This is a genomic window from Vibrio coralliilyticus ATCC BAA-450 (assembly GCF_000176135.1).
Classification (GTDB): domain Bacteria; phylum Pseudomonadota; class Gammaproteobacteria; order Enterobacterales; family Vibrionaceae; genus Vibrio; species Vibrio coralliilyticus.
On record NZ_ACZN01000013.1, the window covers coordinates 129,311 to 141,864 of the forward strand.

Annotated in this window: 10 protein-coding genes; all 10 read right to left on the reverse strand. The window is 46.7% G+C overall.

What is annotated here, in order from left to right; translation table 11 throughout:
* Positions 1-63 precede the first annotated feature (63 nt).
* Positions 64-1,299, reverse strand: a complete 1,236-nt coding sequence (gene ftsZ / locus VIC_RS04015; protein WP_006957992.1) for a cell division protein FtsZ — start codon at positions 1,297-1,299, stop codon at positions 64-66.
* Between the two features lie 30 nt (positions 1,300-1,329).
* Complete coding sequence (ftsA, locus tag VIC_RS04020) at positions 1,330-2,592, reverse strand: cell division protein FtsA (RefSeq protein WP_006957993.1); 1,263 nt, start codon at positions 2,590-2,592, stop codon at positions 1,330-1,332.
* Entirely contained in the window at positions 2,585-3,367 is a 783-nt protein-coding gene (locus VIC_RS04025; RefSeq protein ID WP_006957994.1) for a cell division protein FtsQ/DivIB, read from the reverse strand. Before VIC_RS04025 ends, ftsA begins: the two co-directional genes overlap by 8 nt.
* A 184-nt stretch (positions 3,368-3,551) precedes the next feature.
* Positions 3,552-5,012, reverse strand: a complete 1,461-nt coding sequence (gene murC / locus VIC_RS04030; RefSeq protein ID WP_006957995.1) for a UDP-N-acetylmuramate--L-alanine ligase — start codon at positions 5,010-5,012, stop codon at positions 3,552-3,554.
* Positions 5,013-5,024: 12 nt separating this feature from the next.
* Positions 5,025-6,086: an undecaprenyldiphospho-muramoylpentapeptide beta-N-acetylglucosaminyltransferase gene (murG, locus tag VIC_RS04035; RefSeq protein ID WP_039951261.1), complete on the reverse strand. Its 1,062-nt coding sequence runs from the start codon at positions 6,084-6,086 to the stop codon at positions 5,025-5,027.
* Positions 6,073-7,272 carry a cell division protein FtsW gene (ftsW, locus tag VIC_RS04040; RefSeq protein WP_029235986.1) on the reverse strand — a complete coding sequence of 400 codons (1,200 nt, stop codon included), beginning with the start codon at positions 7,270-7,272 and terminating at the stop codon, positions 6,073-6,075. The genes murG and ftsW overlap by 14 nt, the downstream gene beginning before the upstream one ends.
* A 14-nt stretch (positions 7,273-7,286) precedes the next feature.
* Positions 7,287-8,606, reverse strand: a complete 1,320-nt coding sequence (gene murD / locus VIC_RS04045; RefSeq protein ID WP_039951262.1) for a UDP-N-acetylmuramoyl-L-alanine--D-glutamate ligase — start codon at positions 8,604-8,606, stop codon at positions 7,287-7,289.
* Positions 8,607-8,624: 18 nt separating this feature from the next.
* A complete protein-coding gene (mraY, locus tag VIC_RS04050) occupies positions 8,625-9,707 on the reverse strand; it encodes a phospho-N-acetylmuramoyl-pentapeptide-transferase (RefSeq protein WP_006958000.1) in 1,083 nt (360 codons plus the stop codon).
* A complete protein-coding gene (locus tag VIC_RS04055; RefSeq protein ID WP_006958002.1) occupies positions 9,704-11,062 on the reverse strand; it encodes a UDP-N-acetylmuramoyl-tripeptide--D-alanyl-D-alanine ligase in 1,359 nt (452 codons plus the stop codon). The genes mraY and VIC_RS04055 overlap by 4 nt, the downstream gene beginning before the upstream one ends.
* On the reverse strand, positions 11,059-12,543 hold the full coding sequence (murE, locus tag VIC_RS04060; RefSeq protein ID WP_006958006.1) for a UDP-N-acetylmuramoyl-L-alanyl-D-glutamate--2,6-diaminopimelate ligase: 1,485 nt from the start codon (positions 12,541-12,543) through the stop codon (positions 11,059-11,061). Before murE ends, VIC_RS04055 begins: the two co-directional genes overlap by 4 nt.
* Positions 12,544-12,554 lie beyond the last annotated feature (11 nt).

Below are 12,554 nucleotides of genomic sequence, written 5' to 3' on the forward strand. Positions count from 1 at the left end.
AATAAGCAATATTGACCGCGAATCGTACCATAATTTTGAACAGTGTCAAATTATGATTTAATTTTAGTCAGCCTGACGACGTAAGAATGCTGGAATATCCAGATACCCAGTGTCCTTATCAGCTTTCGGTGCAGCACTTTGTTGACCAGCACCGGAGCTCGAAGGAGCAGAACTTGTCGGCTGAGGAGTCACCTGAGGTTTCTCTTGCAAACTTGGTGCCGGTTTTTCTTCCACTTTATTGACAGCTGGCTGCTGAGTAGGTGCTGCTGGCTGAGTTTGTGGCTGAGCAACAGAGGCAACTTTCGTTTTTCCACCAGCCACCAATGTGATGTCAGGTTTCTTCTCTGTACCAATACCAGTAGCAACAACAGTGACACGAATTTCATCTGCCATATCAGGGTCTAACGAAGTACCAATAACAACTGTAGCATTATCTGAAGCAAATGCTTTCACTGTGTTGCCGACTGTTTCAAACTCATCCAGACGCATATCAAGACCAGCTGTAATGTTAACCAGAACACCACGAGCACCAGCGAGATCGATATCTTCTAGAAGTGGGCTTGAGATAGCCATCTCAGCTGCTTCTTCAGCACGGTCTTCGCCTTTGGCAACGCCGCTACCCATCATTGCATGACCCATTTCCGACATCACGGTACGAACATCCGCAAAGTCGACGTTAATCATGCCAGGACGAGTAATAAGCTCTGCAATACCTTGTACTGCATTCTTAAGTACGTCATTCGCGCTAGCAAAAGCTTCAAGTAGAGTGATACCACGACCCAGTACTTTCAGTAGCTTCTCGTTAGGAATCGTAATTAATGAGTCTACATGTTTAGACAGCTCTTCAATTCCTTGCTCAGCAAAAGCCAAACGCTTTTTGCCTTCAAAGCTAAATGGCTTAGTGACAACAGCGACAGTAAGAATGCCCAGCTCTTTTGCGACTTCTGCAATAACTGGAGCAGCTCCTGTACCTGTACCGCCACCCATGCCAGCTGCGATAAATACCATATCGGCACCATCGAGCTCTTCTTTAATTCTATCTCGATCTTCGAGAGCAGCGTCACGCCCAACCTGAGGGTTAGCGCCTGCACCCAGACCTTTGGTCATGTCACCACCAATCTGGATTACGCTATTAACGCTTGTTTTACGAAGCGCTTGCGCATCAGTGTTGATGCTAATGAACTCCACGCCTTCGATGGATTCACGTACCATGTGTTCAACGGCATTACCACCACCGCCACCAACCCCAACGACTTTAATTACTGCGTCGTCAGACATTTCCATCATCGGTTCAAACATGTGTTATCTCCGTTTATCCTGCTGCTCAGGTTAAAATTCTTTTTGTATCCAGTTACGCAAGCGTCCAAATAATGTCGTTACAGATTGGCGTTTCGGCTCATTGTATTCTGCATCGTCATTGATTTGGCTGTCTCTTGCATAATGAAGTAAACCCACCGCCGTCGAGTGATACGGCTCTTTTACATAATCTGTTAGCCCACTAACCTCAAGAGGCTTGCCGACTCGCACTTGATTGCGGAATACGCGTTCCGCACACTCTACCAATCCTTCAATCTGTGCAGCACCACCAGTCAGTACCACACCAGCTGCAAGGTGATGTTTAATCCCTTCTTCACGCAACTTTCCCTGAACGGTATCGATAGTTTGGTTAACCAGTCCCATCAACTCAGTATAACGAGGTTCAATCACCTCAGACAAAGTTTGTCTTTGTAAACTGCGCGATGGTCGACCTCCCACACTAGGAACGTTAACCGTGTCATCCTTGCTGACCAGCTCACTGAGAGCACAGCCATATTTAACTTTTATTTCTTCAGCATCACTTACTGGCGTACCAAAAGCAAAGGCAATATCGCTTGTTACAGCATTGCCTGCATAGGAAAAGACTTCCGTATGCCTCAGTGCACCACCAGTCCAAATCGATACATCCATAGTGCCAGCACCGATATCAACAACGCAAACACCCAGTTCACGTTCATCTTCAGTGATCACAGCATTACTCGCCGCTAAACCAGAATAAACCAGATGCTCAACCTTCAAACCGCAACGTTCAACAGCTTTGATGATGTTTCTTGCCATATCATTGTGGCAAGAGATCAAGTGAACGCTAACTTCCATTCTTACTCCTGATAAACCTAGCGGATTTTTAATCCCTTCTTGGTAATCAATCGTAAATTCTTGTGGAATTACATGCAGAATGCGCTGTTCGTCACCTATTTTGATAGATTTAGCAGTATGAATCGCACGGTCCATATCTTCTTGAGAAACTTCTTCGTCAGAAATAGTTCCCATGCCTTTTTCTATACGGCTAGCAATATGTCTACCAGAGATAGAAATAAATACATTACTGATTTGACACTCTGCCATCAGTTCGGCTTGGTCAACGGCTCGTTGGACCGATTTCACTACCGACTCAAGGTCGTTAACACCACCTTTGTCCATGCCACGAGAAGGACTACTTCCAGCGCCAATAATATTTATCTGACCATCAGGCAATACTTCTCCAACCAGAGCCGATACGGTTGCAGTGCCTATATCAAGACCAACAATAATGTTGTCATCAGCGGTCTTAGTCATCTGTACTCTCTTGTTCTAACTCTTGCTCAGGGAACCAACCAACTGAGGCTCCCGTATCATACCTGAGGTCAATATAGCTGACTCTTTGCGAGTCACTACCTAAGTTTTTGTATAAAGAGAGGAATCTTTCCACCCTCTCTTCTAAAGATTCTTTGCCCAGCTCAAGTCGGATACCGTTATCAAGAATGATTTGCCAAGCTCGGCGATCATTCAGCAGCAGCGAGGAAATCTTCAGATTCAGCGCCGCAAACTCCGGGCTAATTTTTCGCCAAACCGCCAGAACTTCCTGACTTGTTTCTGCAGGGCCATAGAGCTTTACGCGCTCTTCTGCCAACTTGCCAATATCACCGTTAAACACTTGTCCCTGACTATTAAGCAGCTCGTTTCCATTCCAGATAGCAACAGCTTTATATTCAGTCAGGAATACTTTCACGGTATCGGGCCATTGCTTGCGAATTGAAGCATGAGAAACCCAAGGGATCGCTTCGACTGTATCTTGGAGCACCTTTACATCCTGAGACATAAAGGTCCCAACATGCTGCAATGTAGCAAAGGCACGTTGCACATCCAGAGCTGAAACGTACTTCAACTCTCCTTCAAGGACGATTTTAGAAAGCGGTAAACGCTGATCATCCCACATCCAAGACAAAGTAGAGTGAAGGATTGAGCCTATTAACAGCAAAACCACCAGCAAAAATACACCACCCAAGGTATGCTTTTTAACTAGTGGTGAATCAGTAAAACGACGGCTTTCATTTAATGCGCTTTCAATCAAGTCCGTTGTCCCTGCTAGTCGCTCGCAACTCTAATCCCTATCTCATTTTTCGTAAAAAAGGCAAAAGCAATTACTTTAACCTTCGGATTATACTGGCGTCATTGAAAGTATCAAACACTGAAATTGAGAAATCGCACTTTAATTGCATTAATTCGTTCAAATAATCGAAATCTCACGTTTTCAGTCACGCCTTATGCATCTTATCGACATTTAACTCAAAAGCCGCCAATTGTTTTGCTACTTTGCCAATATCACCAGCACCTTGAGTTAGAACTAAGTCACCATCTTGCAAAACATTCGCTAAAACAGAGGGTAAGGTCGTGCTATCTGAAACAAAAATAGGATCAATTTTGCCTCGACTACGAATGGTTCGGCATAGTGCCCGTCCATCAGCACCAGCTATTGGCTTTTCACCCGCGGAGTAGACATCGAGCATTAACAACACATCCACTTGCTCTAGTACATTGGCAAAATCATCGTATAAATCACGAGTTCGGCTGTAGCGGTGTGGCTGAAAGATCATAACGAGTCGTTTGTCTTGCCATCCGTTGCGAGCAGCATGAATGGTCACATCCACTTCGGTAGGATGATGACCGTAGTCATCGACCAACATGGCACTGCCATTACCGGTATCAAACTCGCCTAGGTGCTCAAAACGACGTCCTGTGCCTTGCGTGCCTGCCATCGCACGTAAGATAGACTCATCGTCAATATCGTCTTCTGTCGCTACCGCAATGGCTGCAGCTGCATTCAGCGCGTTGTGTCGGCCAGGAATATTCAAGGTGATATCGAGATTCGCACGCCCCTGACGTACCACAGTAAATTTGCCTTGCTGCCCCTCTTGGCAATAATTTTCAATTCGCACATCAGCATCTTCAGCAAAGCCATAAGTAATCACTTGGCGGCTGATACGAGGAATGAGCTCACGAACCACCGGGTCGTCAATACACACAATCGCCTGTCCATAGAACGGCAAGTTATGCAGAAAATCGATAAAGGTTTGCTTCAGCGTTTCAAAGTCACCACCATAGGTATCCATATGATCCGCTTCAATGTTGGTCACAATGCTGACCATAGGCTGCAAGTGAAGGAAAGAAGCATCACTTTCATCTGCTTCAGCAATCAGAATACGGCTAGAGCCTAAGCGAGCATTAGTTCCTGCGCTTTTAACTAGACCACCATTGACAAACGTTGGGTCAAGCTCCGCTTCTGAGTATATCTGTGTCACAAGGGCCGTAGTAGTGGTTTTGCCATGTGTTCCCGCTACAGCAATCCCATGCCTGAAACGCATCAGCTCCGCCAACATTTCTGCTCGGCGGACAACAGGAACTCGCGCCGCTCTTGCCGCTTTAATCTCAGGGTTTTCTTCATTGATGGCCGTCGAGACAACCACAACACTGGCTTGATGTACATTGCTTTCGGCATGGCCAATAAAGATGGTCGCGCCTTTTTTAGCTAACCGATCTGTGACAGGGTTTTCAGCTAAGTCAGAACCGGTAATTTGGTAACCTTCATTAAGTAGGACCTCGGCAATCCCACTCATTCCTGCGCCACCGATACCGATGAAATGGATACATTTAACACGGCGCATTTCTGGCACCATGGCGCGAATTTGCGCTAAGTCTTGAGTATGTTGAATTGTCATGAATCTATCTCGTTAATTCGTTAGCGCTATGATGGCATCAGCCACTTTAGTATCTGCGTCTAATTTTGCTGCTGCTCTTGCTTTGTTCGCCATTTCGAGCAGCTTAGTTCGATCTAATTGCTGAATCTGATCCACCAACTTATCGACGGTCAAGTCTGGCTGCTCGATCATTTTCGCTGCTCCGCACTCCACTAAATGATCAGCGTTCAACGCTTGCTGCCTGTCTTTGTGCATAAAGGGAATAAATACCGCACCGATACCTGCCGCAGACACTTCAGAGACGGTTAAAGCACCGGAACGACAAACGATGAGATCTGCCCAAGCGTAAGCCTCTGCGACATTATCGATAAACTCTGTTGTGTCAGCCTTATCTACACCAGCCGTTTGATATGCCGCTGACACGTCAATCTGATTGTTTTTGCCTGCCTGATGGCGCACTTGATAACCTTCACCAAGTTTCGACATTGCTTCTGGCATAGTGCGGTTGAGAATTTGCGCGCCTTGACTCCCCCCCATCACTAGGATGCGGATTGTATCTTTGCGCTCGGTCATTCTTAGTTCTGGTTCAGGCAAAGCGACGACATCTTCACGAACAGGGTTTCCGACCACCTCTGCGTTGGGAAAAGCACCGGGAAACGCTTGAAAAACCTTCGATGCGATACGGGATAGCCACTGGTTGGTTAATCCTGCCACCGCATTTTGCTCATGCAGAACAACTGGAACCCCCAGCATCTTAGCCGCGATACCGCCAGGGCCGCTGACGTACCCGCCCATACCGAGTACGGCATCAGGTTGCCATTGCTGCATATGTTTCTTTGCTTGCAGTATAGCATTCGCAATTTGAAACGGTGCTTTGATAAGGCGACTCAGCCCTTGACCACGTAATCCTTTGACTTTAATAAAGTCAATCTCGATACCATGCTTAGGCACCAGTTCCGCTTCCATACGATCAGCAGTGCCTAGCCAACGGATTTCCCATCCTTGTTGCTGAAGCTTCTTGGCAACCGCCAAACCCGGAAATACGTGACCACCGGTACCTCCGGCCATCACCATTAATCTCTTATTCTTTTTCATCTTCATCTTTCTGTTGCAGCTCGCTATGCGATGCGATCAATCGACATTCATGATCGATCCGGAGCAATATCGCAACGGCAGTCGACATTATAATCAGACTCGAACCACCGTAGCTAATCAAAGGTAACGTTAGGCCTTTCGTCGGCACCATACCAGCCGCCGCGCCTACGTTGACCAAGGTCTGAAAAGCAAACCAAATACCAATGCCGAATGCGAGGTACCCGCCGAACAATAAGTCATGATCAAACGCTTTTCGTCCGATCAAAATCGCTTTGACCACCAGACTAAATATCAGTATTAACACCAATACCACGCCGACAAAACCAAGCTCTTCAGCTAATACGGCAAAAACGAAGTCTGTATGTGCTTCCGGCAAGTATTCTAATTTTTGAATAGAGTTACCTAGCCCCTGACCAAACCACTCTCCGCGACCAAAAGCCATCAGTGACTGAGTCAACTGGTAGCCGCTACCAAACGGGTCTTCCCAAGGATCAAGAAATGACGTCACACGGCGCATTCGGTAAGGTTCGACCAAGATAAGGCCTACAACTGAGGCAATCCCGACCACCATCAATGCCAAGAATTGAGTGAGCTTGGCCCCAGCAATAAACAACATACCGAACAAGGTCACCAACATAACGATGACAGTACCTAGATCGGGTTGAAGCAGTAGCAAACTTGCTAAGGTTCCAAATACAATAATGGGTTTAATAAAACCGCCAAAGAAGCTAGAGCGCACTTCTTCATGCTTACGTACTAAATAGCCCGACATGAAAATGAATAGTGACAGTTTTGCGACTTCAGCAGGCTGAAGGTTAAACAGACCGAGAGGTATCCAGCGCGAAGCACCGTTCACCGATTTACCCGCAACAAGTACCACGACAAGCAGGAAAAACGACAACCCAAGCAATAAAGTGCTGTACTGCGACCATTTCTTCAGTGGCACCTGGAGGATCACACTTGCCGTCGATAACGCTAACACTAAAAATATCGCGTGGCGGAACATAAAGTGGAAAGGTTGATCAGTTAAGCGCGAACTGATTGGAAACGAAGCGGATGTCACCATGACTAAGCCCGTCAACATCAATCCTAAAGAGATCCACACCAGTTGACGGTCGAATAAAGCCTCTGGTGACGAAGTGGTCATCCAGTGTTTAGTATTCGCTAGCAAGTGTCGTATCTGCATTCCCGTTGGCTTATCTACGCATAATGTTTGGCTAGAGCAGTGAAAGCATCGCCGCGCGCCATAAAGTTCTTAAATTGGTCAAAGCTGGCACAAGCTGGAGATAACATAATCATATCACCGGCTTCCACTCTTGGGCTGGCCCATTTCACTATATCTTCCATAGTCTCGAAACGTTTTGCATTGCGATGCAAAGGAAGAAACTTGTCACCATCAGCGCCAAAGCAGCATAGCTGGACATCCAATTGGTCCAAAGCAGGCTGTAACTCTGAAAAATCAGCGCCTTTACCATCTCCGCCAACCAACAAGTAGAGTTTACCGGAGAGTGATAAGCCTGACAGCGCAGCTAAAGTGCTCGCGACATTGGTAGCTTTCGAATCATTGACCCATTTAACGCCGTTATTATCCGCAACGACCTGACATCGATGTGTCAGACCGTTGTAAGACTTAAGTGCATCTATTCCAAGAGAAATATCAACACCTGCTTGTTCGAGTAGGGCAAGTACGACCAGCGCGTTAGCAACATTGTGTCTTCCTACTAGGCTTAGCTCGTCAGACGCCAGTATTTTTGCATCTTGGTGACACAAATACTCTCTTCCTTCCACTACTTTGACATGGAACTCGCAACTTTTTTCAAGGCTAAATTCGACTAGAGGGGCATCTTTCTTATCTGGGTAGGTCGCAGGATCATCTGCATTGACAATGCACGTCTGTGCTTGCTCAAAAATGCGAAGCTTTGCCTGACGGTATCCTTCCATATCGTCATAACGATCCATATGATCTTCCGATAAATTCAGGAATGCCGCGGCTTTTAGAGAAAGGCTAGAAGTAGTTTCTAGTTGGAAGCTGGAGAGTTCGAGCACATATAACTCAGCATCTTGATCCAACAGTTCCAGCGCAGGCACTCCGATATTGCCGCCAATCGCTGTCTTCACGCCAGCAGCATTGGCGACGACACCCGTCAAGTCCGTAACCGTGCTTTTCCCATTCGAACCAGTAATGGCCACAACTGGCTTATCCACCTGCCAAGCAAACAGCTCGATGTCTCCAACCACTTGTACACCTGCGTTGAGCGCCTGTTGAATTTCAGTAGTAGCAAGCGCGATACCTGGGTTTGCCACCACTAAATCCGCATTTAGCAACCAGTCGCTGTTCCAGCCGCCAGCATGTAACTCAACACTTTGAGGTAGAGCTTCGCTTCCCGGTGGATTTTCACGGGTATCGATGACGCGAATGGTGAGGTTGTAAGGCAATTTTGCTAAGTATTTAACGACTGAGAGCCCGGTAATACCGAGCCCTACAACGACAACACTCTCTATGTTCTGCCAACGATCCATAGTCAAATTCCGTTTTCCTTAACGTACTTTCAGTGTTGCTAAACCAACTAAAACCAGAACAATGGAAATGATCCAAAAACGCACAATCACACGAGGCTCAGGCCAACCTTTTAGCTCGTAGTGGTGATGAATAGGCGCCATACGGAAAATACGTTGACCACGTAGCTTGTAGGAACCAACCTGAAGAATCACCGACAGGGTTTCCATCACAAATACACCGCCCATGATCACCAACACAAACTCTTGACGAACAAGAACTGCAATGGTGCCCAGTGCGCCGCCTAATGCAAGTGAACCAACATCGCCCATAAAGACTTGGGCTGGATAGGTGTTAAACCATAAGAATCCTAAACCCGCACCGACTATTGCCGTACAGACGACCACCAGCTCGGAAGCATGAGGAACATAAGGAATGTGCAGGTAGTTGGCGAAGTTAACATTACCGGTTGCCCAAGCAATCGCTGCGAAGCCTGCCGCCACCAAGACTGTTGGCATAATGGCCAAGCCATCAAGACCATCGGTCAAGTTAACCGCATTACTGGTACCGACAATAACAAAGTAAGTCAATACGATGTACATCAGGCCAAGCTGAGGCATGATGTCTTTAAAGAAAGGCACAACCAGTTGAGTCGCCGAGGTGTCTTTACCATGTGCATACAAAGCAAAAGCCACAACCAGAGCGATCGCCGATTGCCAGAAGTACTTCCAGCGCGCGATCAGGCCATCGGTATTTTTGCGCACGACTTTCCGATAATCATCAACAAAGCCCACAGCACCATAGCCAATCAGGACAGCCAGCACCGCCCAAACGTAAGGATTGGAAAGATCGGTCCAAAGTAAAACGGTCGTCACAATTGCAGTCAGGATCATGATCCCCCCCATTGTCGGGGTACCACGTTTACTAAAGTGTGACTCTGGACCTTCGTTACGTACGACCTGACCAATTTGCAACATCTGCAAACGGCGGATCATGCGCGGTCCCATCCACAAAGATATGCCTAATGCGGTCAAAACACTTACGATGGCACGAAACGATAGGTACTCGAACAAACGGAAGAATGAAAAGTATGGCTGTAGAAGCTCTGCAAGCCAAATGATCATGTATACATCTCCTTCAAAGCAGCGGCGATCTTGCTCATTCCTGCACTGTTCGCCCCTTTTACAAGTAATGTATGAGGGCCAGTTTGCTGGCTGAGCTGCTGCTCAATAAACTCAATCATATGGTCATGAGTATCAAAGTGCATTCCCTGACAAACGTCGCTGATCGCTTTGGTATCAGCGCCAAAGGTAAGCACATGTTCAAATTTAAATGGGGCAGCATGTTCACCGACTTGGCGATGAAGTGCAAGACTTTCTTCCCCCAACTCAGCCATATTGCCTAAAACAAGCCAGCGCACTCCATCAAAACTATTCAGCAGATCTGCAGCCGCTTTCATAGCAGGGACACTGGCATTATAACTGTCATCAATCAGTCTAATGCTATCGGTTAGATCGACAGTTTCAACTCGACCTTTCACTTTTGATAAGTTGGCAAGGCCAGAGGCGATCATTTCTGTTGTTGCACCCAATTCCAGTGACAACGCCGTCGCTGCCAATGCATTCGATACATTATGTTGACCAATAATGCCAAGTTTGACATCGAAAGACGTCTCTGGTGTCTGAATGGTAAAAGAAGCTTCACCATTCACGTTCATTGTTACATTACGCGCTTTATATTCCGCACTGTTATCAGATAGTGAAAATGTCTTCACCGTTTTGTCAGACAGTACTTCTCGCCAGTGTTCTCCACCATTGCTATCTAGGTTTACAATCGCGACAGAACCAGGTTTAAGCCCCTGATAAATTTCACCTTTAGCACGTTTTACTCCATCCATTGAGCCGAAGCCTTCCAAGTGCGCTGCTGCAACGTTATTAACCATTGCGACATCCGGGTTAACCAGTTGTGTCGTATAAGCGATTTCTCCAACATGGTTGGCTCCGAGCTCAATGACTGCAAAGTCATCTTCCGGTTGGGAACGTAACAAAGTCAGTGGAACACCGATATCATTGTTAAAGTTGCCAGCGGTATACAGCACTTGGCCTTTCTGAGTCATAATACTAGCGACCATCTCTTTGACTGTGGTTTTGCCACAGCTCCCCGTAATCGCAACGGTTGGAGTTTGACACACTTGATGAACAAACTGGCCCAACTTACCCAGTGCGACTTTGGTATCTTCGACCAGTAGCTGAGGCACCTGAACGTCAACCGCTTTGCTGACCAACAAAGCGCTCGCTCCAGCCGAGGCAGCCTGTCCTGCAAAGTCATGGGCATCAAATCGCTCACCCACCAATGCAACAAACAGAGACCCCGACTCAATCGTTCTCGTATCCGTTGAGACAGATTCAATAGCGGTATCATCACCGATGAGTTGGGCATCAAGTACATCAACAAGCTGAGACAGCATCAGAGTAATCATAATGTTAGCTCCAGAAGTCGTTGGGCTGATTCTCGATCAGAGTAATGAACCGTTTCATTAGCCAGCACTTGGTAGTCTTCATGGCCTTTACCGGCGATCAAAATAATATCATCGCCACTACTGTGCTTTAGTGCATGTACCAAAGCGTTATAGCGGTCATGTTCAACAATGGCATTTTCAGGTGAAGCCATACCCGCCAACATATCTTTTACTATCGCAGACGGCGACTCGCTACGAGGGTTATCATCGGTCAGGATCACCACGTCAGCTAACTTTTCGCCGATAGAAGCCATCATCGGGCGCTTACCTGTATCTCTGTCCCCACCACAACCAAATATGGCCCAAAGTCGTCCATTACAATGCACTTTCAGAGCTAATAGCGCTTTTTCCAATGCATCTGGTGTATGAGCATAATCCACCACGACCTTGGCTTTGCCTTGTGCATGAAACAGCTCCATACGTCCCAAGACTGGTTTAAGTTGGCTGGCACTTTCAACCAATATTTGCTTATCGATACCCAGTGACAACAAGGTAGCAAAAGCCACCATCACATTACTAGCGTTGAACTCTCCGATCAAAGGAACGGTAAAACGACCCTCACCATACTGACCAGAAAAACTCAGAGTAATACCCGCTTCAGAATATTGAACTTGTGTAGCGAAGACCCCTTTGCCCGTTTGAATCGGAGACAAAGAAACAGGAATACAGTTATCAAGCAGTTCGACCCACGATGCACCGACCGTATCATCAATATTGATCACCGCTTTAGCGCAATCATGCACGGTAAACAGTGATAGTTTCGCTCGGGCGTATTCTTCCATCGTGCCGTGATAATCAAGATGATCACGACTCAAGTTTGAGAACACTCCTACCGAAAAGCTGAGAGCCTTAACTCTATTTTGCACAAGGCCATGAGAAGAAATTTCCATCGCCGTGTATTGCGCGCCTTGGTCTTCCAATTCAGACAAGGTTTGCTGAATTTCAAGCGCATTACCTGTGGTGTTCAATGCAGGCGTCAACGACTCAAGAAAACCATTGCCTGTTGTTCCTAATACAGCTGCGCGCTGGCCGGACAGTTCCAGCCACTGAGCAATCAATTGTGTGATGGTGGTTTTACCATTGGTTCCAGTCACTGCGATCAACTGGTTATAACTGAGTGGTTGCAAACGACTCGCTAGTTGAGATAGCTTCTGGCTCAAATCCGCAATATAAACCACAGAAACGCTGCCTAACTGCTCTACTTTGCCATGCACGTTTTGTTCACCTGCTTCAGCGATAATTGCGTTCGCACCTTGCTGGATTGCTGCATGAATAAACTGTCGACCATCTACCGTATGACCTTTAATCGCAACAAACGTCGAGCCCGTCTTTATTTTACGGCTATCGAGCTCTAGCCTTTGAATAGCAACATCATTGCAAACTTGGTGTGAAAGAGATACCCAAGGTGCAAGCAGATGAGTCAGTGTGAGTTCTTTGGACATTTAACGTCTCA

Bases quoted from the DNA above. Each gene is read 5' to 3' on its own strand.
- murC (WP_006957995.1), bottom strand. From the start codon at position 5,012: ATGACAATTCAACATACTCAAGACTTAGCGCAAATTCGCGCCATGGTG.
- mraY (WP_006958000.1), bottom strand. From the start codon at position 9,707: ATGATCATTTGGCTTGCAGAGCTTCTACAGCCATACTTTTCATTCTTC.
- murE (WP_006958006.1), bottom strand. From the start codon at position 12,543: ATGTCCAAAGAACTCACACTGACTCATCTGCTTGCACCTTGGGTATCT.
- VIC_RS04055 (WP_006958002.1), bottom strand. From the start codon at position 11,062: ATGATTACTCTGATGCTGTCTCAGCTTGTTGATGTACTTGATGCCCAA.
- ftsZ (WP_006957992.1), bottom strand. From the start codon at position 1,299: ATGTTTGAACCGATGATGGAAATGTCTGACGACGCAGTAATTAAAGTC.
- ftsW (WP_029235986.1), bottom strand. From the start codon at position 7,272: ATGCAGATACGACACTTGCTAGCGAATACTAAACACTGGATGACCACT.
- ftsA (WP_006957993.1), bottom strand. From the start codon at position 2,592: ATGACTAAGACCGCTGATGACAACATTATTGTTGGTCTTGATATAGGC.
- murD (WP_039951262.1), bottom strand. From the start codon at position 8,606: ATGGATCGTTGGCAGAACATAGAGAGTGTTGTCGTTGTAGGGCTCGGT.
- murG (WP_039951261.1), bottom strand. From the start codon at position 6,086: ATGAAAAAGAATAAGAGATTAATGGTGATGGCCGGAGGTACCGGTGGT.